Source organism: Microbacterium sp. (genome assembly GCF_044508325.1).
Lineage (GTDB): Bacteria > Actinomycetota > Actinomycetes > Actinomycetales > Microbacteriaceae > Microbacterium.
Window position 1 is genome coordinate 55,480 of sequence record NZ_JBIQHX010000003.1, and the last position, 23,515, is coordinate 78,994.

20 protein-coding genes are annotated in these 23,515 nt (G+C 71.9%); 7 read left to right on the forward strand and 13 right to left on the reverse strand.

The window, feature by feature from the left end; all coding sequences use genetic code 11:
- Window positions 1–4: 4 nt before the first annotated feature.
- The 7 genes from araA to ACIWQI_RS03250 all read right to left on the reverse strand — a co-directional run bounded on the left by araA (window position 5) and on the right by ACIWQI_RS03250 (window position 8,696).
- On the reverse strand, window positions 5–1,516 hold the full coding sequence (araA, locus tag ACIWQI_RS03220; RefSeq protein ID WP_396655657.1) for an L-arabinose isomerase: 1,512 nt from the start codon (window positions 1,514–1,516) through the stop codon (window positions 5–7).
- Entirely contained in the window at window positions 1,513–3,126 is a 1,614-nt protein-coding gene (locus ACIWQI_RS03225; RefSeq protein WP_396655658.1) for a xylulokinase, read from the reverse strand. Before ACIWQI_RS03225 ends, araA begins: the two co-directional genes overlap by 4 nt.
- On the reverse strand, window positions 3,123–3,830 hold the full coding sequence (locus ACIWQI_RS03230) for an L-ribulose-5-phosphate 4-epimerase (protein WP_396655659.1): 708 nt from the start codon (window positions 3,828–3,830) through the stop codon (window positions 3,123–3,125). The genes ACIWQI_RS03225 and ACIWQI_RS03230 overlap by 4 nt, the downstream gene beginning before the upstream one ends.
- Window positions 3,827–4,897: an ABC transporter permease gene (locus tag ACIWQI_RS03235; protein ID WP_396655660.1), complete on the reverse strand. Its 1,071-nt coding sequence runs from the start codon at window positions 4,895–4,897 to the stop codon at window positions 3,827–3,829. The genes ACIWQI_RS03230 and ACIWQI_RS03235 overlap by 4 nt, the downstream gene beginning before the upstream one ends.
- Window positions 4,894–5,976, reverse strand: a complete 1,083-nt coding sequence (locus ACIWQI_RS03240; RefSeq protein ID WP_396655661.1) for an ABC transporter permease — start codon at window positions 5,974–5,976, stop codon at window positions 4,894–4,896. The genes ACIWQI_RS03235 and ACIWQI_RS03240 overlap by 4 nt, the downstream gene beginning before the upstream one ends.
- Complete coding sequence (locus ACIWQI_RS03245; protein ID WP_396655662.1) at window positions 5,973–7,586, reverse strand: sugar ABC transporter ATP-binding protein; 1,614 nt, start codon at window positions 7,584–7,586, stop codon at window positions 5,973–5,975. The genes ACIWQI_RS03240 and ACIWQI_RS03245 overlap by 4 nt, the downstream gene beginning before the upstream one ends.
- Window positions 7,587–7,685: 99 nt before the next feature.
- Window positions 7,686–8,696 carry a substrate-binding domain-containing protein gene (locus ACIWQI_RS03250; protein ID WP_396655663.1) on the reverse strand — a complete coding sequence of 337 codons (1,011 nt, stop codon included), beginning with the start codon at window positions 8,694–8,696 and terminating at the stop codon, window positions 7,686–7,688.
- 227 nt (window positions 8,697–8,923) lie between these two features.
- Between ACIWQI_RS03250 and ACIWQI_RS03255 the strand changes: the two genes are divergently transcribed.
- Genes ACIWQI_RS03255 through ACIWQI_RS03265 form a run of 3 tightly spaced genes read left to right on the forward strand, consistent with a single transcriptional unit; the run spans window position 8,924 to window position 11,625 of the window.
- Entirely contained in the window at window positions 8,924–9,967 is a 1,044-nt protein-coding gene (locus ACIWQI_RS03255; RefSeq protein ID WP_396655664.1) for a LacI family DNA-binding transcriptional regulator, read from the forward strand.
- Window positions 9,968–10,013: 46 nt separating this feature from the next.
- Entirely contained in the window at window positions 10,014–10,994 is a 981-nt protein-coding gene (gene galE / locus ACIWQI_RS03260; RefSeq protein ID WP_396655665.1) for a UDP-glucose 4-epimerase GalE, read from the forward strand.
- A gap of 4 nt (window positions 10,995–10,998) precedes the next feature.
- Entirely contained in the window at window positions 10,999–11,625 is a 627-nt protein-coding gene (locus tag ACIWQI_RS03265) for a YdcF family protein (protein ID WP_396655666.1), read from the forward strand.
- Here the strand turns inward: ACIWQI_RS03265 and ACIWQI_RS03270 are convergent.
- Window positions 11,597–13,855, reverse strand: a complete 2,259-nt coding sequence (locus tag ACIWQI_RS03270; protein WP_396655667.1) for a glycoside hydrolase family 3 C-terminal domain-containing protein — start codon at window positions 13,853–13,855, stop codon at window positions 11,597–11,599. The two genes, ACIWQI_RS03265 and ACIWQI_RS03270, sit on opposite strands and share 29 nt — an antisense overlap.
- A 57-nt stretch (window positions 13,856–13,912) precedes the next feature.
- Here ACIWQI_RS03270 and ACIWQI_RS03275 point away from each other — a divergent pair, with 57 nt between their 5' ends.
- Window positions 13,913–14,536 carry a TetR/AcrR family transcriptional regulator gene (locus tag ACIWQI_RS03275; RefSeq protein WP_396655668.1) on the forward strand — a complete coding sequence of 208 codons (624 nt, stop codon included), beginning with the start codon at window positions 13,913–13,915 and terminating at the stop codon, window positions 14,534–14,536.
- Window positions 14,537–14,553: 17 nt separating this feature from the next.
- Window positions 14,554–16,035, forward strand: coding sequence for a carboxylesterase/lipase family protein (locus ACIWQI_RS03280; protein WP_396655669.1), 1,482 nt, complete (start codon window positions 14,554–14,556; stop codon window positions 16,033–16,035).
- On the opposite strand, the gene ACIWQI_RS03285 is transcribed toward ACIWQI_RS03280, so the two are convergent.
- Genes ACIWQI_RS03285 through ACIWQI_RS03295 form a run of 3 tightly spaced genes read right to left on the reverse strand, consistent with a single transcriptional unit; the run spans window position 16,036 to window position 19,098 of the window.
- On the reverse strand, window positions 16,036–17,022 hold the full coding sequence (locus ACIWQI_RS03285) for an LLM class F420-dependent oxidoreductase (protein WP_396655670.1): 987 nt from the start codon (window positions 17,020–17,022) through the stop codon (window positions 16,036–16,038).
- Window positions 17,023–17,071: 49 nt separating this feature from the next.
- Window positions 17,072–18,043, reverse strand: a complete 972-nt coding sequence (locus tag ACIWQI_RS03290) for a DNA-methyltransferase (RefSeq protein WP_396655878.1) — start codon at window positions 18,041–18,043, stop codon at window positions 17,072–17,074.
- The gene (locus ACIWQI_RS03295; protein WP_396655671.1) at window positions 18,040–19,098 is read right to left on the reverse strand and encodes a biotin/lipoate A/B protein ligase family protein; all 1,059 of its coding nucleotides are present in this window, start codon (window positions 19,096–19,098) and stop codon (window positions 18,040–18,042) included. Before ACIWQI_RS03295 ends, ACIWQI_RS03290 begins: the two co-directional genes overlap by 4 nt.
- Window positions 19,099–19,378: 280 nt before the next feature.
- Here ACIWQI_RS03295 and ACIWQI_RS03300 point away from each other — a divergent pair, with 280 nt between their 5' ends.
- Entirely contained in the window at window positions 19,379–20,815 is a 1,437-nt protein-coding gene (locus ACIWQI_RS03300; protein WP_396655672.1) for a DEAD/DEAH box helicase, read from the forward strand.
- 13 nt (window positions 20,816–20,828) lie between these two features.
- On the opposite strand, the gene ACIWQI_RS03305 is transcribed toward ACIWQI_RS03300, so the two are convergent.
- Entirely contained in the window at window positions 20,829–21,689 is an 861-nt protein-coding gene (locus ACIWQI_RS03305) for an alpha/beta hydrolase (RefSeq protein WP_396655673.1), read from the reverse strand.
- Window positions 21,690–21,769: 80 nt separating this feature from the next.
- On the reverse strand, window positions 21,770–22,507 hold the full coding sequence (locus ACIWQI_RS03310) for an alpha/beta fold hydrolase (RefSeq protein ID WP_396655674.1): 738 nt from the start codon (window positions 22,505–22,507) through the stop codon (window positions 21,770–21,772).
- 194 nt (window positions 22,508–22,701) lie between these two features.
- On the opposite strand from ACIWQI_RS03310, the gene ACIWQI_RS03315 reads away from it, so the two are divergent.
- Window positions 22,702–23,457 (forward strand): SDR family oxidoreductase, encoded by a 756-nt coding sequence (locus tag ACIWQI_RS03315; RefSeq protein WP_396655675.1) that lies wholly within the window; start codon window positions 22,702–22,704, stop codon window positions 23,455–23,457.
- Window positions 23,458–23,515: the final 58 nt, after the last annotated feature.

The following is a 23,515-nucleotide window of genomic DNA, read 5'->3' on the forward strand; positions in this document are numbered from 1 at the left end:
CTGTTCAGAGCCCCTGTGCGAGCCGGTGGTAGACCTGGTTGGCCCGCAGCTCCTGCCGGAAGCCGCGGACCGTGGTGTCCTCGTCGATGACCAGGAGCTCGACGCCCGCCATCTCGGCGAAGTCCCGGAACACCTCCACTCCCACGGCGGTCGTCATCACCGTGTGGTGCGCGGCGCCCGCCTCGAGCCAGCAGGTCGCGCTCGTGGCGAGGTCGGGCTCGGGGCGCCACACGGCACGCCCGACGGGCAGCTTCGGCAGCTCGGGCGCCGCGACGTTCTCGACGACGTTCGCGACGAGGCGGAAGCGGTCGCGCAGGTCGCTCATCGCCACCACGAGCGCGGGCCCCGGATCGGCCGTGAACACGAGCCGCACCGGATCGTCCTTCCCGCCGATCCCGAGCGGATGCACCTCCAGGCGCGGCCGCGCGGTCGTCAGCGACGGCGCGACCTCGAGCATGTGCGCGCCGAGGATCCGCTCCTCTCCGGGGGTGAGGTGGTAGGTGTAGTCCTCCATGAGGCTCGCCCCACCGGGCAGACCCGCGCCCATGACGTTCGCGACCCGGACCAGGATCGCCGTCTTCCAGTCGCCCTCGGCCCCGAAGCCGTACCCCTCGGCCATCAGTCGCTGCACCGCGAGGCCGGGCAGCTGGGTCAGTGCTCCGAGATCCTCGAACGTGGTGGTGAATGCTCCGAAGCCGCCCTCCTCCAGGAACGACCGCAGGCCGACCTCGATCGCCGCCCCGTCGCGCAGGCTCTGATGCCGGTCGCCGCCGGGGAGCAGCTCGGGCTGGATGTCGTAGAGGTCGCGGTACTGCGCGACGAGGTCGTCGACGCCCTTCGCATCGGCGGCCGCGACGGCGTCCGCGAGCTCGTTGACCCCCCAGGTGTTCACCTGCACGCCGAACCGCAGCTCCGCTTCGGTCTTGTCGCCCTCGGTGACCGCGACGTACCGCATGTTGTCGCCGAACCGCGCGAGCTTGAGCGACCGGGCCGCCGCCCAGCCCGCCGCGGCACGCTGCCAGTCCTCGAGCTGCCGCACGACCGCGGGATTCGACACATGGCCCACGACCGTCTTGCGGGCCACGCCCAGGCGGCTCTGGATGTAGCCGAACTCCCGATCGCCGTGCGCGGCCTGATTGAGGTTCATGAAGTCGAAGTCGATCTCGGCCCAGGGCAGCGCGAGGTTGGCCTGCGTGTGCAGGTGCAGCAGGGGCTTGCGGAGCGCCTCGAGACCGCCGATCCACATCTTGGCGGGGCTGAACGTGTGCATCCACGCGATCACGCCGATGACGCGGTCGTCGCTGTTGGCGTCGAGGGCGAGGCGGCGGATCGCGTCGGCGTCGGTGAGCACGGGCATCCACACGATCTTCACGGGCAGCCCCGTCAGGCCCGCGACGACCTCGCGCGACTGCTCGGCCACCTGGCGCAGCGTCTCGTCGCCGTAGAGGCCCTGGCTGCCGGTGGCGAACCACACCTCGTAGTCGTCGAGGGCGGGCGCGAGGTGCGTGCTGGTCATGACACTCCTTCGGTGACGGGCAGGGCGGTGACGGCGGCCTCCTGCACGGCGAGGCCGGCGCGGAAGCGGTCGAGGTAGGTCGCGAAGCCGGCGACGTCCGCCGGGTCGGGGTCGGCGATCGTGAGCGGGATGCCGCGCAGCACGGTGCCGGACAGGTACTCGGCGAGCGGCTCGGCCCGTGACTGAAGGGCGACATGCCGATAGGCGGCGAGCACGGCCATGCCCCAGGCCCCGCCCTCGGAGGCGGAGCCGGCGACGGCGACCGGCGCCCCGAGCGCCGCCGCCAGGAAGCGCTGTGCGACGCCGGCGGTGCGGAACATGCCGCCATGGGCATACATCCGGTCCAGCCGCACACCTTCGGCGCGGAGGGTCTGCATCCCGATGCTCAGCGCCCCGAACGCGCCGTACAGCTGCGCCCGCACGAGGCCGGCGAGGGTGAGCCGGCTGTTCGGTGCCCGCACGATGAGCGGGCGCCCCTCGACGAGACCGATCACCGGCTCGCCCGCCAGCAGGTTGTACGCCAGAAGTCCCCCCGCGTCGGGTTCGCCGTCGAGCGCCGCGCGGAAGAGGATGTCGAAGACGGCGTCCTCGTCGAGGGGTGTTCCCGACGCGCGGGCGAACTCGGCGAACACACCGGCCCAGGCGGCGAGCTCGCTCGCGCCGTTGTTGCAGTGCACCATCGCGACCGGATCGCCGGCGGGCGTGGTCACGATGTCGAGTTCTTCGCGCATGCTGCGCAGCGGCCGCTCGAGCACGACCATGGCGAAGATGCTCGTGCCCGCGCTGACGTTCCCGGTGCGCGGGGCCACGGCCCCGGTGGCGACCATGCCGGTGCCCGCGTCGCCTTCCGGCGGGCAGAGCGGGATGCCGGCGCGGAGCGCGCCCGTCGGGTCGAGCAGCGCCGCCCCCTCGGCGGTCAGCGTTCCCGCCGGCGCACCCGCGACGAGCACCTCGGGGAGAAGGGAGCGCAGGCGGGCCGGCCCCGAGCCGGCGAGCGCGTCGTAGCGGGCGACGAGCACCTCGTCGTAGTCGCCGGTCGCGGAGTCGATCGGGAACATCCCCGAGGCATCCCCGATCCCGATCACCCTCCTGCCGGTGAGGCGCCAGTGCACGTAGCCGGCGAGCGTGGTGAGGAACTCCACCTCGGCGACGTGCGGCTCGCCGTCGAGCACGGCCTGGCGCAGGTGCGCGATCGACCAGCGCTGCGGGATGTTGACGTCGAACAGGCGCGAGAGCTCCGCGGCGGCGGCGCCGGTGCTCGTGTTCCGCCAGGTGCGGAAGGGCACGAGCAGCTCGCCCGCCCCATCGAAGGCGAGGTACCCGTGCATCATCGCCGACACGCCCATCGCGGCGAGGGTCGCGGGGCGCACGCCGTGGCGGTCATCGGCATCCCGCACGAGGCGGGCATAGGCGGCCCGCACGCCCTCCCACACCGCGTCGAGACCGTAGGTCCATCGCCCGTCCTGCAGAGCGCTCTCCCAGGCGTGGCTTCCGGTGGCCAGCACGGTCGCCGGGTCGTCCACATCGACCAGGCAGGCCTTGATCCGAGTGGAGCCCAGTTCGATTCCAAGCGCCGCGCGGCCGGCGCGGATCGCGTCTGCGCCGCTCATCGCCGGTCGTCCGTGCTCTGTCCGTAGACGTTCTGATATCGGTCGTAGAGTCGGTCGATCGCGTCCGGGGGGATCGGCGCGGGCTCGCCGCCCTCGCGTGCGATGTGCACGGTGCGGGCGACGTCCTCGAGCATGACGGCGGCCTTGACGGCGTCCCTGGCCGTCGCGCCGATCGTGAACGGGCCGTGGCTGCGCATGAGCACCGCCCGCGAGCGGTGGCCGCGCAGGGTGTCCACGATCCCGCGCCCGATCGAGTCGTCCCCGATGATCGCGAACGGACCCACCGGGACCGGTCCCCCGAACTCGTCGGCCATCGCCGTGATCACGCACGGGATCTCCTCGCCGCGCGCCGCCCACGCGACCGCGTACGTGGAGTGGGTGTGCACGACGCCGCCCACCTCCGGCATGTGGCGGTACACATAGGCGTGCGCCGATGTGTCGCTCGAGGGGGCGCGCTCGCTGCCGGGCGCGCCGGGGATCGCGTTCCCGTCGAGGTCGCACAGGATCATGCTCTCCGGCGTCAGGTCGTCGTACGACACGCCCGACGGCTTGATGACGAACAGGTCGGCGCCCGGCACCCGCGCCGAGACGTTCCCGGCCGTCCAGACCACGAGTCCGTACCGGACCAGCTCGCCGTGGAGCCGGGCGACCTCGCGACGGGTGGCATCGATCGCGGCGTCCCGTGCCGCGGGGGAATCGGTCATGACGCCCCCCGTCTGCGGGTGAGCACCCGCTGCAGCAGCACGAAGACCAGCAGCACGGCGCCCGTGATGATCGTGAGGTACTCGGGGTTGATCGAGCCGTCCTTGGTGATGATGAGCCGCAGCGCGGCGATCACGAACACCCCCACGACCGACCCGAGCACGTAGCCCGCGCCCCCGGTGAGCAGGGTTCCTCCGATCACGACGGCGGCGATGGCATCCAGCTCCCACCCGATGCCCGTCACGTTCTGCGCCTTGCCGCCGACCTCGGCCGTGTAGACGAGGGCGGCGAGGCCGGCGAGCGCGCCCGAGATGATGTAGATCCACACCCGCGTCCTGGCCACCGGGAGCCCCATGAGCTGCGCAGAGGACTCCGAGCCCCCGATCGCGTAGGCGGTGCGACCCATCCGCGTGCGGTGCAGGAAGAAGACGGCCGCGATCATCACGAGGACGGCGATGATCAGACCGGGCGTGATCACGAAGTCGTTGACCTTGGGCCCGTCGAAGATCTTCCAGTCGACGGCCAGCAGCATGATCGGGGAGTCCTCGGGGGCCGTCACCGGGGTCGTCGACAGGATCGAGGCGAGACCCCGCGCGAGGAACATCATGGCCAGCGTCGCGATGAACGGCTGCACGCCGAAGTACTGCACCATGACCCCCGCGATGAGGCCGAACATCGCGCCGGACACGATCATCATCGCCATGGACACCCAGCCGTTGACGCCGATGTTCATGAGCATCACCCCGGCGACCGAGCTGAAGGCCACGACCGCCCCGACCGAGAGGTCGATGCCGGCCGAGACGATCACGACGGTCATCCCGACGGCGAGGATGATCGTCGGGGCGAAGCTCACCAGCAGGCTGGACATCGTGCCGGCGTGGAACACCCTCCCGTAGGCGACCTCGGCGTAGATCAGCATCGCGGTCAGCAGCACGAGGGCTGCCAGCGTCGGCACCAGCGACTGATTCCGCTCCCACAGGCGGGAGAATCCGCGCGAGCGGGCGCTGCGCGCCTCCGGCAGGGCCGGGACGGGAGGCGTGTCCTCGGCGAGGGTGCGGGGACCGGTCATCGCGCCACCGCCTTGACCGCAGCGGAGCCGGAGGCCCGGTCGGGCGTCGGCGAGCCGGGTCCGCCGCGGACGCGCCGGCGGAAGGCAAGGGAGCGGATCCGCTCCGACTGCAGCAGGACCAGCACGATGATGACGATCGCCTTGAAGGCGGGCGTCGCGGCGGCGGGGACGCCGAGGAACAGGACGGTCTTGTTCAGGGTCGCGATCAGCAGCGCCCCGACCGTCGAGCCGAGGATCGAGAACTTCCCGCCGGCGAGGGACGTGCCGCCGATCACCACGGCGAGGATCGCGTCGAGCTCCATGAGGTTGCCGGTGCCCGACACGCTCACGGTCATGACCTCCGAGACCGTGAACAGGCCGCCGCACGAGGCGAGCACCGCCGCGAGGACGTACACGGCGATGAGGATGGGGCGCGGGCGGATGCCTGCCATCCGGCTCGCGCTCGGGTTGATGCCGATCGACTCGATCATGAGTCCCAGCGCCGTGCGTCGCATGACGAGGGCGATGAGCACCACGATCGCGATCGCGAGCACGAAGCTCGTCGGCAGACCGAGGATCTGGCCGTTCGCGAGCTGGCGGAAGGGCTCGTTGGTGGCATTGGTGTTCTGACCGCCCGTGATCACGCGGGCGATCCCGCGCGCGGCGAGCATCATGATGAGCGTCGCGATGAACGGCTGCAGACCGAAGACGGCCACGAGGACGCCGTTGACCGCACCGAGCACCGCCGCCAGCAGCAGCGCCAGACCGATGGCCGCGAACATCGCGCCGACGGAGTCGGGCTGGTTGAGATCGCTGAGGGTCTGCATGGCGACGGCCCCGCCGACGGCCATCATCGAGCCCACCGACAGATCGATGCCCTCGGTGGCGATGACGAACGTCATGCCGAGCGAGATCATGATGATCGGCGCGGACACCCGCAGGATGTCGAGGATGTTCCCGGTCAGCAGTCCGGTGGTCGGGTTGACGGAGACCGCGAGATACGCCGGGTCCTTGACCGTGTTGACGACCAGCAGCAGCAGGATCCCGACCAGCCCCCAGAACCATGGGGCGTGGAGCAGCCGTCCGAACAGGGAGGTCACCGCGGGTCCCCTTCCTCCGTGGAGGCGGCCGGCGGGAGCGCATCGGATGACTGCTCTGCGAGGCTCTCCGCGCGGGCTTCCGCCTTCTGTTCCGAGCCGGCGGCGATGACCGACACGATGCTCTCGGCGGTGACGCCCTCGCCGTTGACGACCTCGCCGACCTTGTGGTGGTCCTTGAGGATGACGATGCGCTCGGACAGGCGCACGACCTCCTCGAGCTCGGACGAGATGAACACCACTCCCATGCCTCCTTCGGCGAGTTCGGCGACCGTCTCCTGGATGTCCGCCTTGGCCCCCACGTCGATGCCGCGGGTCGGCTCGTCCAGCAGCAGCAGGTCGGGGCTCGTCGCCAGCCAGCGGCCCAGCAGCACCTTCTGCTGGTTTCCGCCGGAGAGCATCCGGATCGGCCGATCGGGATCGGCCGGGCGCACGCTGAACCGATCCATGTAGGTGCGGACGAGCCGGTCCACCTCGCGGGCGGGCACGCGGCGCAGCCAGCCGCGGCGCGCCTGGACGGCCAGCATGATGTTCTCCCGCACGCTCAGGTCGCCGATGATCCCGTCGTCGCGGCGGTTCTCGGTCGCGTAGGCGATCCCGTGTGCCAGCCCTGCTCCGGGCGATCCGAGCGAGGCATTCCGTCCGTGCACGCGCACCCGGCCGGAGTCCGGCCGGTCGGCGCCGAAGATCAGCCGCGCGAGCTCGGTCCGGCCGGCGCCGAGCAGGCCCGCGAACCCGACCACCTCCCCGGCGTGGATCTCGACGTCCGCAGGCTCGAGCGCGCCCCTGCGGCCCAGCCCCGACGCGGCGTAGATCGGGCTGGAGGTGCGCTCACGCTGGTCGACCTGGCGGTTCGAGCCGAGCGCGCGCAGCGAGGCGAGATCCTTGCCGATCATCGTGGAGATCAGCTGGGCCCGATCGAGCTGGGCGGTCAGATGCTCCCCGACGAAGCGCCCGTTGCGCAGCACCGTGACGCGATCGCTGATCGCGTAGACCTGGTCGAGGAAGTGCGAGACGAAGAGGATGGCGACGCCCTCGTCGCGCAGGCGCCGGATGACGGTGAAGAGCACCTCGACCTCGTTGGCGTCCAGGCTCGAGGTGGGCTCGTCCAGGATCAGCACCTTCGATTCGGTGACCATCGCGCGGCTGATGGCGACGAGCTGCTGCATCGCGATGGAGATCGACGACAGCGGCGCATGGGGGTCGAGATCGCCCAGGCCCATGCGGGCGAGCGCGTCCCGGGCGAGCGCGTGCGTCCGGCGCCAGTTGATCCCGGCCCATCCGCGCGCCTCGTGGCCGAGCATGACGTTCTCGCCGATCGTGAGATTGGTGCAGAGGTTGACCTCCTGGTACACCGTCGAGATGCCCGCGGCCTGCGCGGAGGCGGTCCCGACGAAATGGCGTGGCGTGCCCTCGACGAGGATCTCGCCCGCATCGAGCTGGTACACCCCGGTGAGGGCCTTGATCAGGGTGGACTTGCCGGCCCCGTTCTCGCCCATGAGGGAGTGCACCTCGCCGGGGAGGAGCCGGAAGCTCACATCGTCGAGCGCCTTGACGCCGGGGAAGGCGATGGAGGCGTGGCGCACCTCGACGATCGGGTCCGGTTCGGTCATCTGATGCAGTCCTTCGCGCAGTCGGTCCAGAGGGTGAGGCGGGTGCCGGGGCGGTCGGCGCTCAGCGTCGGCCGCCCCGGCCGCATGCGGGGGCTGGGCTCAGAAGCCCTTGCCCGCGTCGAGCGCCGCCTGGCCCGCCTCCGGCGAGTCGAACGTCTCGCTGTCGACGATGAGCGGGTTCTCGACGCTTTCGCCGGCGAGGGCCCTGTTCACCGCGTCGACGGCGATGTCTCCGAAGAACGGGTTGTACTGTGCGACGAAGCTCAGCTCGCCGGCCGCGAGGGCCTCGAGAGCTCCCGTGGTGCCGTCGATCGTGGCGATCTTCACGTCGGTGCCCGGGGTGAGCCCGGCGTCGATGACGGCCTGTGCGGCGCCGATGCCCATCTCGTCGTTCTGGGCGAAGATGAACTGGATGTCGTTGTTGTTGGCCTTGAGGACCGTCTCGATCACCGACTTGCCCTCATCCGCGCTCCAGTTGGCGGTCTGCGCGCCGACCTTCGTCCAGCCGGGCTTGCCGTCGACTTCGGAGTCGAAGCCGTCGTTGCGCTCGTTGACGACGGACAGGCCGGGCACGCCCTCGAGCACGAAGTACTTCGCCCCGTCGGGGAACGTCTCGACGGCCCAGGCGCCCACCGATGCGGCGACCTGGAAGTTGTCCGGCGCGATGCGGGTCACGTAGAGGTCCTCGGGGGCGTCGACGCCGCGGTCGAGCAGGACGACGGGGATCTCGGCCTCCTGCGCGAGCTTGAGCGAATCCTCCCAGCCGGCTGCCTCGGTGGCCGTGAGCAGGATCACGTCGACCTCGTCGTTGACGAAGGTGGCGAAGGCATCCAGCTGCGACTTCTGATCCGACGGGCTCGCCGCCGGCGCGTACTTCAGGTCGAAGCCCGCCTCGGTGCTGAACGCGTCCTTGATGGCCTGCTCGTTCGCGTCGCGCCAGCCGCCCTCCGGCCCGACCGCGACGAATCCGACGGTGGTGAGCTCGTCGCCGCCGTCATCGCCGCCGGTCGAGGCCCCGCCGCCGCCCCCGGCGCAGCCGGCCATGCCGATGGCGAGGGTGCCCGCGGCCACGAGGCCGAGCAGCCCGCGTGCGAGCTTGTTGTGCTTCATGTCATCTCCTCCTTGAGACCCCGCATCGGGTGAGCGGGGGCAGTGCCCCCGCGGGACACTCTGTTGTGTGCGTGTCGGCGATGTTAGCGGTCACAAACGGTGTTCGCAAGAAGCAATGTGAGCGGTAACCTAATTGAGTCCTCTTCGCGGAAGGGCCGCCCTGGGCCGGTTTCGCGCCGTGAGAGGCGACGGGGTAACGTTCGAGCAGCCGGGGAGAGGAGGGTCGCATGGCGAAGGATGCCGCGGTCACCCCCCGGCGCGCCGGGAAGCCGAGCATCTACGACGTGGCCGAGCTCGCCGGGGTCTCCCATCAGACCGTCTCGCGCGTGCTCAACGACCACCCCAACATCCGGGAGTCGACGAGGCAGCGGGTGATCGAGGCGATGGCGCAGGTGCGCTACACGCCCAACTCGATCGCCCGCGCACTGGCGACGAGCCGCACCAAGCGCATCGGCGTGATCGTGGACAGCCCCGAGAAGTACGGGCCGGGCAGCACGATGCGCGGCATCGAAGAGGCCGCGCGGGCCGCAGGGTACGCGGTCACCGCCTCGACCGTCGGCGACGACGCCGGCCTTGCCGTCGACGCGGCGGTCGCCCACCTGCGCATCCAGGGCGTGGAGGCGCTGTGCGTCATCGCCCCGCGGTACTCGACCCTCGACGAGCTGCGCCACACGACCGACGACGTGCCGGTGCTGCTGGTCAAGTCCGAGCCCGAGGAGGACGCCCTCACCGTGGCGGTCGACCAGTACGCCGGCGCGGTGCTGGCGGTGGATCACCTCATCTCACTCGGGCACCGCGACATCCTGCACGTGGCCGGCCCGCTGGACTGGGTCGACGCCCGTCAGCGGTCGCGCGCGTGCGCCGACCGGATCGCGATGGAGGGGTTCGAGGTGCATGCCCCGATCATCGGCGACTGGTCGAGCGACTTCGGGTACCGCGTCGGCCGTCATGCCCCCGAGGTCGACCACGTCACCGCGATCTTCGCCGCCAACGACCAGATGGCGCTGGGACTGCTGCACGGCCTGCACGAGCGCGGCCTGCGGGTGCCCGACGACATCAGCGTGATCGGCTTCGACGACCTTCCGGACGCGCGGCACTTCCTGCCGCCGCTGTCGACCGTGCGCCAGGACTTCCACGCGCTCGGCGCGCTCGCGATGACGTCGCTCATCGCCGCGGTGGAGGGCGACCCCGAGGTCGCGAGCCGCATGATCGAGCCCAGGCTCGTCGTGCGCCGCTCGACCGCCCCGCTCGGGCGCTCCGCACGGGCGTGAGATCATCGACCGTGCCCCCACCGCAGAGCACGGCACGAGGAGACGCATGACCTGGCTCGTCACCGGCGGCGCCGGCTACATCGGCGCCCACGTGGTGCGCGCGCTCGCCGCGGCGCAGCTGGAGCCCGTCGTCATCGACGACCTGTCCACCGGGCGCGAGTCCTTCGTGCCCGCCGCCGTCCCGTTCGTGCGGGCGTCCATCCTCGATCGCGAGGCGCTCGAGAGCGCCCTGCGCAGCCACCGGGTCGAGGGCGTGGTCCACGTGGCCGGATTCAAGTACGCCGGCGTCTCGGTGCAGCGCCCGCTCCACGCCTACGCGCAGAACGTCGAGGGGACGCGGGTCCTGCTGGAGGCCATGGAGTCGGCGGATGTCTCGAACATCGTCTTCTCGTCGTCGGCCGCGGTGTACGGCACCCCCGACGTCGCGGTCGTCACCGAGGAGGCGCCCACGCGTCCCGCCTCGCCGTACGGCGAGTCGAAGCTCATCGGCGAGTGGCTGCTGCGCGATCAGGGCATCGCGACGGCGGGCTCCCGGCATCCGCTCCGTCACACGTCGCTGCGGTATTTCAACGTCGTCGGATCGGGGGATCCCGCCGTCTGGGACACGAGCCCGCACAACCTGTTCCCCCTCGTGTTCGAGGCGCTGCTGTCCGGCCGAGCGCCGCGGATAAACGGCGACGACTACGACACCCCCGACGGGACGAACGTGCGCGACTACGTCCACGTCGCCGACATCGCCGCCGCCCACGTCGTGGCCGCGCGGCGGCTGGCCGCCGGCGATCCGATCGAGCCCGCCTACAACCTCGGCTCGGGCGACGGGCTCTCGGTCCGGCAGGTCATGGACGCCATGGCCCGGGTGACCGGCATCGCCTTCGCACCCGAGATCGCGCCGCGCCGCCCCGGCGACCCCGACCGCATCGTCGCGAGCGGGCAGCGGGCGGCCCGCGACCTCGAGTGGCGCATGCGGCACACCGTCGACGAGATGGTGCGCTCGGGCTGGGAGGCGCGACGGAGTGCGTCACCCTGAGTGCATGCGAGGGATGCTGCGCTGGTCGCTCGCCGTCGCCGCAGCCGGCTGCGCACTCCTGCTGTTCGCGGAGTGGCAGACCTGGCGCGGCTCCGGCCAGGACCTCCCCCGCCGCCCCGAGACGGGTTCCGGCGCCGATGTCGTGCTCGTGCTGGGGTTCCCGCCGCGACGAGACGGGATGCCGGGTGCGCTGCAGCGGTGGCGCACGCGCATCGCGATGCGGTCCGCCCCTCCCGGCGCGCTGTTCGTGTTCAGCGGCGCGGCGGTGCACGGCGACGTGCCCGAGGCCGAGGTGATGGCGGCGTACGGCATCGCGCGCGGCATCCCGCCCTCCCGCATCGTGCGCGAGACACGGGCGACGACCACCCGCGAGAACGTCGCGTACTCGCTGCCGTGGCTGCGGGAGGCGGGGACGATCCGCATCGCCTCGAACACGTTCCATGCGCGACGGGCACGGCGCTGTCTGCGCGCCACCGCCCCCGAGCTGTTCGACCGGCTGCGCCCCACGCGCGACTTCGTGCCGTTCGAGCTCGGACCGCTGCGGCTCGCGCTGACGTTCTACGACTGGGTCGCGGCGCGCGTCGCGGAGCGCCGCGACGCGGCTACGACGGTGCGTTCGCCATCGCGATGAGGCCGTCGATCATCTCGGGCGTGACGCCGTCGGCCATCATGGTCACCCGCCCGATCGGCATCGATCCCATCATCTTCTCGACCGGCACGCCCTCGGGCAGGATCGCCTGCAGGTGGTCCTCCATGCCGCCCATCATCTGCGCCATGGCAGCCTTCACGACAGGCCCTGCGACCGGGTGCGCCATGACCTCCGCCAGGGACGAGTCGCGCGTGAGCGGCATGGTGACGTCGTCGCCCTCGATGTCGACCGAGGCGGACGAACGGATGTCTCGGCTCGACGCGGCGACGTCGATCCGGTAGAGCCCGCCCTCGACGATCCAGCGGTCCACGCGCCGATCCCAGTACGCCAGATCCGAGCGACGCACCGTGAGCACGACCTCCCGCGTCTCGCCCGCCGCCAGCGGCACAGCTGCGAACGCCTTCAGCTCGCGCGCCGGGCGCTGCACACCGGAGCCGGGCAGCGCCGTGTACACCTGAACGACCTCGCGCCCGTCGCGCGGGCCGGTGTTGGTCACCGTCACCCGCACCTCGACATCGCCGCCGGGACCGACCATCGCGGTGGCGCCGCCGTACCGGAAGGTCGTGTACGAGAGGCCGTGCCCGAACGGGTAGGCGACCTCGAGGTCGCGGGCGTCGTACCAGCGATACCCGACGAACAGCCCCTCGGCGTAGCGCACATGGCCGAACTCGCCGGGGTAGTCGAGGTGGGCGGGCGTGTCGGCCAGGCGCAGCGGGATCGTCTCGGTGAGCCGGCCCGACGGATCGACGTCGCCGAACAGCACGTCGGCGGTCGCCCCACCCCCGGCCTGCCCCAGCAGCCATCCCTCGACGATCGCGGGCACCCGGTCGGCGAACGGCAGCGCCACCACCGACCCGTTGGACAGGACGACGACCACGTTCGGATTCGCCTCGAGCACCGCGTCGAGCACCGCGAGCTGCTCCTGCGGCAGATCGATGCCCTCGCGGTCGTAGCCCTCCGACTCCAGGCGGGCGGGAAGACCCAGGAACACCACGGCGACATCGGCGGCGGACGCGGCATCCACCGCCTCCTGCCGCAGCCGCGCCGTCTCGTCGGCGGGGACGTCCGCCCCCAGGCCGAATCCGGCCGCGTAGGCGACCTCGCCCGTCGCGAGCGCGCGGATCCCATCGAGCGCGGCGTCCAGGCGGGTGGGGCTGATCATCGACGAGCCGGCGCCCTGGTAGCGCGCCTGTTCGGCGAAGGCGCCGATGACGGCGAGCTTCCCATCCTTCGCGAGGGGCAGGATGCCGCCTTCGTTCTTCAGCAGCACGATCGAGCGACCCGCCGCCTCGCGGGCGAGGGCGTGATGCGCGTCGACGTCGAGCGGGCCGGCGGCCCGCCCCGCACCGGCCTGCACCTTGCGCACGAGATCGATCACCCGGCCGGCGGCGATGTCGAGGCGCTCCTCGTCCAGCTCCCCCGCCCGCACGGCGGCGACCAGCTGTGCGTCGGTGCGCCCCTGCGACGACGGCATCTCGAGGTCGAGCCCGGCGGGCAGTCCCGTGACGCGGTCGTCGACCGCCCCCCAATCCGAGACGACGAGCCCCGCGAACCCCCACTCGCCGCGCAGCACGTCGGTGAGCAGCCACGGATCCTCCGACGCGTAGACGCCGTTGATCCGGTTGTACGCGCACATGACCGTCCAGGGCTGCGCCTCCTCGACGACCCGCTGGAACCCGCGCAGGTAGATCTCGCGCAGGGGGCGCGGGTCGACGTCGGCGCTCACCCGCATCCGATCGTGCTCCTGGTTGTTCGCGGCGAAGTGCTTGAGCGACGCGCCCACGCCCTGCGACTGGATGCCGCGCACGAGCGCGGCGCCCAGCACCCCCGAGACGACGGGGTCTTCGGACCAGTACTCGAAATTGCGGCCGCACAGCGGGGAGCGCTTGATGTTGACGCCGGGTCCGAGCAGCACGCCGACCTGCTCGATCGAGGCCTCGACGCCGAGGGCGCGGCCGACCCGCTCGACCAGCTCGGCATCCCACGACGAGCTGAGCCCCGCCGCCGGCGGGAAGCAGGTCGCCGGGACGCTCTCGCCGATGCCGAGGTGATCGCCTCCGCCACGCTGCTTGCGCAGGCCGTGCGGTCCGTCCGCCACCCTGATCGACGGGATGCCGGCGCGCTCCACCGGGGTGGTGTTCCAGAAGTCCCCGCCGCTGGTCAGCGACGCCTTCTCTTCGAGGGTGAGCCCGCTCACATCGCCGCCCGTCATGAGGGAACCATATGTCGCTGGGTTTTCGGTTCTCAAGGCGCTTGGTTTACTTCTCCTATGGGGCAGAGCGGTTCCGGCAGCCGGGGGTCGTACGCCAAGGGCGTCGCCAAACGCGAGGAGATCCTCACCCGCGCCCTCGAGGTGATCGCCCGCGAGGGGTACCGCCGCGCGTCCGTCAAGGAGCTGGCGGAGTCCGTCGGGCTGAGCCAGGCGGGGCTGCTGCACTACTTCGGGACGAAGGACGAGCTGTTCGTCGACATCCTCCGCAAGCGCGACGAGGTGGATGCCGCGCGCCTGGGGCCGCTCGATGACATCGACGTCGACCGGCTGCGGGACGGGTACGTCGGGATCGTCCGCCACAACGGCCAGGTGCCGGGCCTCGTGGAGCTGTTCACGCGGGCCGCCGGCGAGGCCGCCGACCCGCGGCATCCCGCCCACCGCTACTTCCTGGAGCGCGGCGCGCGCCTGCGTGCGGTCGCGCAGCCCGCGATCGAGCGCGCACAGGCCGAGGGGCGGCTCACCGCCGAGATCGAGCCGGAGTGCCTGGCCCGCATCCTGCAGGCGGTCGCCGACGGCCTGCAGGTGCAGTTCCTCCTCGACCCCTCGGTCGACATGGCGGGCATCATCGACGGACTGTTCGACGCTCTTGCCGCGCGGAACCGCGGGGAGACGGCGCCCTGAGCGGCGGACGGGGGATCATGGCCGACGAACTCATCGAGGTGGACACCCGCGGGGGTCGGGTGCGCGGCCGCCGGCGCGGCATCCCCCGGTCCGACGTGCGCAGCGCGGCGTTCCTGGGGATCCCCTTCGCCCAGCCGCCCGTGGGCGCGCTGCGCTTCGCGGCTCCGGAGCCGGTGCAGCCGTGGGAAGGCGTGCGCGACGCCACCGCCTACGGCCCGACGCCCCAGCGCTGGGTCGATCCGGCGGGGACGCTGATCCCGGAGCCCGCGATCCCGGGCGCGGCGACGCTGAACGTCAGCGTGTTCACGCCGCGGCCCGATGCGGCGGCGAAGCTCCCCGTGATGGTGTGGATCCACGGCGGCGGCTATGTGTCGGGATCGCCGGCGAGCCCCTGGTACGACGGGAGGGCGTTCAATCGCGACGGCGTGGTGACCGTCTCGGTCTCGTATCGGCTCGGCTTCGACGGCTTCGGCTGGATCGACGGCGCGCCGCAGAACCGCGGCGTGCTCGATTGGATCGCCGCGCTGGAATGGGTGCGCGACAACATCGCCGCGTTCGGCGGCGATCCCGGCGACGTCACGATCGCCGGGCAGTCCGCCGGCGGCGGCGCGGTGCTCACCCTGCTGGCGCTGCCCGCGGCACAGGGGCTGTTCCACCGCGCACTGGCGATCTCGGGGGCGCTCGGCGACATCCCGCCGCAGCGCGCGCAGGCCACCTCCCGCCGGCTCGCGGATCTGCTCGGCGTCCCGCCCACCCGCGACGGCTTCGCTTCCGCGCCCGAGAAGGCGATCGGGAAGCACCAGGTCCCCGCCGCACAGCCCCCGGGGCTGACCGGGCTCGAGGCCCTGCGCCAGGCGCTGGCCGACGCCGTGCCGTACGGCCCGGTGATCGACGGCGAGCTGCTGACCCAGGGCACCGTCGCGGCGCTGGCGGCCGGCACGGGCGCCGGCACGCCGCTGCTGCTGGGCTCGACCGACGACGAGTTCGCGATGATCCTCAACGGATCGCGCAAGACGCTGCGGTTCGTGCCGCCGGGGCTCGCGCTGCGGCTGCTGGCACCGGAGCTGCCGGCGCGCCGGGCGTACCGGCGCGCCAACCCCGAGCTGCGCGGGTCCGCCGCGCTGCTGGGCCGCTACGTGAGCGACCAGGTCTTCCGAAGCCTCGTGGTGCGGGTGGCCGAAGCGCGCCGCGACGCGCCGACCTGGGCCTACCGCTTCGCCTGGGTCTCACCCACGCACGACCTGGCGCTGCACTGCCTGGACGTGCCGTTCTGGTTCGACTGCCTCGACGCGCCCGGCGTCCCGGCGATCGCCGGCGGGTCCCCGCCGCAGGCGCTGGCCGACGCCCTGCACGGATCCGCGGCGGCCTGGGTGCGCGAGGGCGACCCCGGCTGGCCGGCGTGGTCGTCACGCCCCGGCACCACCCGGATCTTCGGGGCCGAGGCATCCACCCCCGACGTCTCGCCGGACGGCTACGCGAGCGTGCGCGCCCTGGTGTGATCAGGCCAGCGCGGGGATCACCCGGGACTCGAAGAGCTCGATCCCCGAAAGGTCGTAGGCCATCTCCGGGAAGTAGTGGATCGCGTAGTCGAGGCCGCGCTCGCGCATGTCGGCGAGGCGCTCGACGACCTGCTCGGGCGTTCCGACCAGCGCCGCGCCGCTGCGATACGGTCGCATGACGCCCTCGAGCCGCTCCCCGAGGTGCGGGGCGAGGCGGGCCTCGATCCGGTCGAGGCGGGCCGCGACATCCGCCTCGCTCTCGCCGACGACCGTGTTGAAGTTCGCCGACAGCACGATCTCGTCGAGGTCGCGCCCGACCGCGTCGCAGTGCTCGGCGAGGATGGACCGCTTGCGCGAGAAGTCCTCGGGGGTGGAGATCCAGTTCGCGTAGTCGGCGTACTTCGCGACGAGCCGCAGGGTCTTCTTCTCGCCGCCGCCGGCGATCCACACCGGAATGCCGCCGGACTGCAGCGGCTGCGGCCGGACGATGGCACCGTCGACCTGGAAGTGCCTGCCGTCCAGCGTCGCGCGGCCGGTGCGCCACGCCTGCATCATGATCTGGACCCCCTCGTCGAGCGCGCCCAGCCGGTCGCCGATCGACGGGAACCCGTAGCCGTAGGCGCGCCACTCGTGCTCGTACCAGCCGCCGCCGATGCCCATCTCGACCCGGCCGCCGGAGATGGCGTCCACGGTGGCGGCGACCTTCGCGAGGTAGGCGGGATTGCGATAGCCCATGCACGTGCACATCTGCCCCAGGCGGATGCGGTCGGTCGCCGCGGCGAAGGCCGCCATGAGGGTCCACGCCTCGTGCGTCGCCTCGTCGCTGGGCACCGGCGTCGTGTGGAAATGGTCGTACACCCACAGCGATTCCCACGGCCCGGAGTCGGCGCGCTGGGCCAGCGCGCACATGACGCGCCACTGATCGGCCGGCTGGATGCCGACGAGGTCGAAGCGCCAGCCCTGGGGGATGAAGGTTCCGAATCGCATGATCTTCAGCCTAGGCGGGGCCAGCATGCGCGACCGTCGCCGGGGCCGCCTAGCCTGACGGCGCGACCGCGGCGTGCGGCATCCGCCGGCGCATCACGGAGATCGCCTCCGGATTCACGTCGACGAGCACCGCCTCGCGGCCCAGCGCCGAGGCGACCGCGCCGGTCGTGCCGCTGCCGGCGAAGAAGTCGAGCACCCGGTCGCCCGGGCGCGAGGAGGCCTGCACGATGCGCCGCAGGATGCCCTCGGGCTTCTGCGTCGGATAGCCCGTCTTCTCGCGCCCGGTCGTGGGCACGATCGTGTGCCACCAGACGTCGGTGGGCAGCTTGCCGCGCGCCGCCTTCTCGGGCGGGACCAGCCCGGGCGCCATGTAGGGCTCGCGGTCGACGGTGGCCGAGTCGAAGAAGTATCGCGCCGGGTCTTTCACGTACACGAGGATCGTGTCGTGCTTGGTCGGCCAGCGCTTCTGCGTCTTGCCGCCGTAGTCGTAGGCCCAGATGAGCTCGTTGAGGAACCGGTCGCGCCCGAACAGGGCGTCCAGCATCACCTTGGCGTAGTGCGCCTCGCGGTAGTCCAGGTGCAGGTACAGCGTGCCGTCGTCAGCGAGCAGCCGCCAGGCCTCGGCCAGCCGCGGCTCGAGGAAGCCCCAGTAGTTGTCGAACCGGTCGTCGTATGCGCGCAGGTCGCCGCGCAGGCGCTCGTACTCGCGCCCGTGGAAGCCACGCCGCACGATGAGCTCGCCGCCGCCCGGCGAGGTCGGCTCGCGTTCGGAACTCAGTCCGCGCCGGGCGGGCGGGCTCGCCGGTGCGCGGGATGGCGCGGCCGGGCGCGCACCCGGTCGGTGGGCAGACTGAATTGTGCGCGCGGTCTCGACCGTCCGCGTCTGCGTGCGCCCGGTGTTGAACGGCGGGTCGAGGTAGATGAGGGTGAACGACGCGTCGGCGAACCCGGCGATCACGTCGAGGTTGTCGCCCTCGTGGATCGTGACCGACCCGGGCGACGGGGCGTCCGCGCCCGTCATGGGATGCGGTGCAGCCACGCGTGGGTGGCGAACTTGTCGCGCACGAGCGCCTCTGCCTCGGCATATTCCTCTGGCGTGATATGCCCTTCGGTCGCCCCGTAGAGTCGCGTGAACGTCTCCTTCATGCGGGCGATGATCTCCTCCCGCGAGAGGCCGGTCTGGCTGCGCAGCGGGTCGACGCGCTTGGCAGCCGAGGTCGTGCCCTTGTCGCTGAGCTTCTCGCGGCCGATCCGCAGCACCTCGGTGAGCACCTGGCCGTCCATGTCGTAGCTGAGCGTGGCGTGATGCAGCACGCCGCCTCCCGCGAGCCGCTTCTGTGCGGCGCCGCCGATCTTGCCGTGCGGGGATGCGATGTCGTTGAGCGGCTGATAGGTGGCCTCGATGCCGAGCGAGCGCAGCGCCTGGAGCACCCAGTCATCGAGGAAGGCGTACGAGTCGGCGAACGTCATCCCGGCGACGAGGGATGCCGGCACATACAGCGAATACGTGATGATCTGCCCCGCGGCCATCATCATGGCGCCGCCGCCCGAGATGCGACGGACGATGTCGAACCCGTGCAGGGCGGCGCTCTGCGGATCGACCTCGTTGCGGAGGGACTGGAACGACCCGATCACAACCGCGGACTGATCCCATTCCCACAGCCGCAGCGTCGGGTTGCGCAGCCCTGCACCCACCCGCGTGGTGAGCACCTCGTCGAGGGCGAGGTTCAGGTGCGGCGAGACGGCGGGCTCGTGCACGATCTCCCAGTCGAAGTCGGTGAACCCGGGCGCCGTGACCAGGGCTCGCCGCACGGCCGTGCCGACGGACTCCGGTGTGAAGCCGAGCAGCTGGGCGTCCGGGAAGGCGGAGTCCAGCGCCGTGCGGATCGCGGCGGCGATGCCGGCGGCGTCCGTCTCCACGGGCAGGCCGTTCACCGCGGCGTCGATCGCCTCCAGCGCCTCGTCCGGTTCGAGGAAGAAGTCCCCGGCCAGGTGGAAGTCGGCGATGCGGCCGTCGCGCTCCTCGAGATCGACGACCACGAGCTTGCCGCCGGGGACCTTGTACTCGCCGTGCATGCCCTCAGCCTAGGACGCCCTTCACAGCCGACGGCCCGGATCGCCTGCTATGGTTGCGAGGCGGCATTCGCCGCTGCGTCGTCGATACGCTTCACCGAAAGGCCGGCTCCTGAGCCCGCCGAAGGGCGGTCCCGCCGAAGGCGGTCCCTGAGCCCGTCTCGGTGCGGTCCCTGAGCCCGTCGAAGGGTCGAGCGGCGAACCGATGCGCGATCCCGCGCCGTCGCCACCTTCTCGCACCGCCGCACTCACCTGCGCGCATGCGCTACCCGAAAGCATCCCCATGTCCTCCTTCCTCTCTCTCGGCGTGCCCGAGAAGCTCGCCGCGGTGCTCGCCGCCGACGGCAAGACCGATCCGTTCCCCATCCAGCGCGACACGCTGCCCGACTCGCTCGCCGGTCGAGACGTGCTCGGCCGCGGCCGCACCGGCAGCGGCAAGACGATCGCGTTCGCGCTGCCGATGGTGGCGCGCCTTTCCGGATCCGGCGCGGCGCGCCGCACGCCAGGCCGCCCCCGCGGGCTGGTCCTGGCACCGACGCGCGAACTGGCGACGCAGATCGCGGCAACACTCGCTCCGCTGGCGGATGCCGCGGGCCTGCGCGTCACCACCGTGTTCGGCGGGGTCAGCCAGCGGCCGCAGGAGCAGGCGCTGCGCGCCGGCGTCGACATCGTCGTGGCATGCCCCGGCCGCCTCGAAGACCTCATGAAGCAGAAGATCGTCGATCTCGGCGCGGTCGAGATCAGCGTGCTCGACGAAGCCGACCACATGGCCGACCTCGGCTTCCTGCCCGGAGTGACCCGCATCCTCGCGGCCACCCCGCAGGGCGGCCAGCGCCTGCTGTTCAGCGCGACCCTCGACCGCGGCGTCGACGCACTGGTGCGCAGGTTCCTGCGCGACGAGGTGCGCCACTCCGTCGACGAGTCCAGCGTGCCCCAGGGCGTCATGACGCACCGGGTCTTCGTCGTCCCCGGAGCCGAGGACAAGACCGCGCTCGTGCGCCACCTCGCGTCGGGACGCGGCCGTCGCATCCTCTTCACCCGCACCAAGCACCAGGCCAAGAAGCTCGCGAAGCAGCTGACGGCCGCCGGCATCCCGGCCGTCGACCTGCACGGCAACCTGTCGCAGAACGCCCGCGAGCGCAACCTCGCGGCCTTCGGCGCGGCCCCCGACGCCGGCGGCGTCCGCGTGCTCGTCGCGACGGATGTCGCCGCGCGCGGCGTGCACGTCGACGACGTCGAGCTCGTCGTCCACGTCGACCCGCCCGTCGAGCACAAGGCGTACCTGCATCGCTCGGGGCGCACCGCCCGAGCCGGTGCCGAAGGCGTGGTGGTCACCGTCGCCCTCGACGCGCAGCGCAACGAGGTCAAGGACCTCCTGCGCAAGGCCCGGGTCACCGCGGCGCTCGAGCCCGTGCGCGCGCACGACACCCAGGTCGCGACGCTCGTCGGTGAGCCCGCGCCGCACGTCGCGCCCGCCCCGGCCCCAGCGCCCCAGCAGCGGACGAAGAAGCCGGGCGGCAGCCGGTCAGGCGGACGACGGGATGCCGCGGGCCGACCCAAGGCCCGCAGCGCCCAGCACCAGCCCCAGACGAGCCGGCACCAGCCGGCGCAGCCGCAGGGGGGGGCGACCGCGTCCGGCCGCCCCACCATCGGCGCCACCGTCGCCGACCTCCGCGGCCGCGGCGGGCGACCGCGGGGGCCGCGTCGCGCGCGCGGCTGAGCCACGGGCGGGGTCAGTCGCGCGCCGGAAAGCGCGCGGCGAGCCACGCCAGCAGATCCGCACGCACCTCGGCCTGCGACACGTCGTTGAAGATCTCGTGGCGCACATCCGGGTACACGAGGGTCGTGACATCGGTCAGTCCTGACCGGCTGCGGTAAGCGTCGGCCAGCCGGTGCACGCTGCGCGGCCCGCCCACGGTGTCGTCGCGTCCCACCATGAGCAGGACCGGGATGTCGCGTCCCAGATTGCGACGCGGCCTGCCGTAGAGCTGCGCCGCGTTGAGGGGGCCGAACAGCTTCAGCAGGGGCGTCTCGGTCGTCAGCGGGTCGTCGAGGAACGCACGTCCGACGGACAGGTCGGACGCGAGCCATTCGGTGCCCATGGCATCGGGGCCCTTCCAGGGCGCGTTGAGGTCGCCGGCGTTGAGCGACCCCGGCCACCGCAGCGCCGAGCCGCTGAGCACCAGCGCGTCGTAGGCCTCGGGGTGATCGTTGAGCACGATCTGCGCCAGGAACGAGCCCCACGAGTGGCCCAGCAGGACCAGCGGCAGACCCGGATTCTCGTCGCGGATGAGGGTCGTCAGCTGCCACACCGCATCGACGGCGGCGCGGTGCCCGCCGACCCCGAGCGTCCCGAGCCGGTCGGCTGAGCCGTGGTGGCGCATCCCGGTCCGGCCGTGGCCGCGGTGATCGGCCGCATACACCGTGAACCCGGCGCCGGTCAGAGCGTCGACGACGGTGCCGTACCGGCCCGCGTGCTCGCCGACGCCATGGAGCAGCTGGACCACTGCGCGCGCGGTTCCCGCCCCAGGATGCACGTCGTAGACGATCGTGATGCCGTGCTTGTCGGTGTACTCGCGCTCCGTCGCCGCCATGGCGTGAAGTCTAGGGGTCCGGCGCCCCCGCGCCGGCCGGAGGGCGACGCTCCGGGACCCGGAGCGTCGCCCGGGTCCGTTCAGGCGGCCGTTCGGGTGAGCGACTCGACGTACGCCCTGCCGGCCGCCGCGATCGTGGCGACAACCTCGTCCGGGTGCGAGACGCTGATGGCGTGCGATGCGCCGGCGATCTCACGCACCGTCTGAGCGCCCGCGCGCTCGGCCCCCGCGCGCAGCACCGCGGCCGGGATGTTGAGGTCGAGCTCGCCGAACACGTGCCAGGACGGGGTGTCCTTCCAGGCCGGCCGGGCGGTGGGCAGTCCCTCGGACAGCGCAGCCTCGGTGACCGGACGCTGCGTCGCGCCCATGACGCGGGCCTGCGCCTCGGGAACGTCGGCGGCGAACTGGTGTGCGAACACGTCCTGGCGGATCGCGAACTCATTGCCCCCGGTGCTGACCGGGTACGCGACCAGGGCCTCGCCGAGAGTGCTTCCGGGGGCGCTGGTGGAGAGCTGGAACGCACTCTCGCCGGTGTCGGGTGCGAATGCGGACACGTACACGAGCCCGACCACGGCCGGGTTCTCGGCGGCGGCCTCGGTGATGACCATCCCGCCGTAGGAATGGCCGACGAGCACGACGGGCCCCTCGATGCCGGAGAGCACGTCGCGCACGTACGCGGCGTCGCCGGCGAGGCTGCGCAGCGGGTTCGCAACGGCGACCGCGGTCACACCCTTCTCCTGCAGCCGGGCGATGACGCCGTTCCATGATGCCGACTCGGCGAACGCGCCATGGACGAGGGCGATGGTGGGCTTGGGCATGATCCTTCTCCTGTCGATCGTTCGGGCGGATGCCGCCCTGCCGGCAGGGGCGCCGGCTCTGCAGGGATGACCGCGGCCGGTGCGGCCGTGTGACGCCGCACCCGATTTCGGCCGGGATCGTCACAGCGACGCGGCCTGCGCGGTCTGCACATGTGACGCCCGCATTCCGCGGGCGCAGGACGGAGGAGGCCGACATGCGTATCACAGTCGTCGGCGGCACAGGATTGATCGGCTCGAAGGTGGTCGACCGGCTGCAGCGGAACGGACATGAGGCGGTGGTCGCCGCGCGCTCGACAGGTGTCGATGCCTACACCGGCGAGGGTCTGGCAGCGGCCCTCGCCGGCGCGGACGCGGTCATCGACGTGTCGAATTCGTCGTATGTCGATGAGGCGGCGGCGCGCGAGTACTTCTACGCCGCGACGCTGAATCTCATCACGTACGGTGCGGCGCTGGGCGTCGCCCACCACATCGCCCTGTCTGTGGTCGGCACCGATCGGCTCGCCCGCGCACAGGGCGGCTACTTCATCGCGAAGGCCGAGCAGGAGCGGCTCATCACGACATCCGGCCGGCCATTCTCGCTCGTCCACGCGACGCAGTTCTTCGAGTTCGTGCGGCACATCACCGATGCCGCCATGCACAGCGGCACCACACGCGTCGCCGATGTGCTGATCCGCCCGATCGCGGGCGACGATGTCGCCGCGGCTCTGGTGCGCACCGCCCTCGGGCCACCGACCGGGCGCATGCGCGAGATCGCCGGACCCGAGATCTTCGAGTTGGGCGATCTCGCCCGGATCGAGCTGCACGCGCGGCACGACGACCGCGACGTCGTGCCCGACCCGCTCGGCACCTATTTCGGCGCCCGCCTCTCTCGCACAGACCTGCTGCCCGGTCCCGGCGCGGCCGTTGCTCCGACCCGCTTCCGCGACTGGATCGGAATCCCGCAGAAATAGTGCTTCCTATTTGATCGTATACAAGGTAATGTCACGCCCAGGGGGACGCGAACCAGCG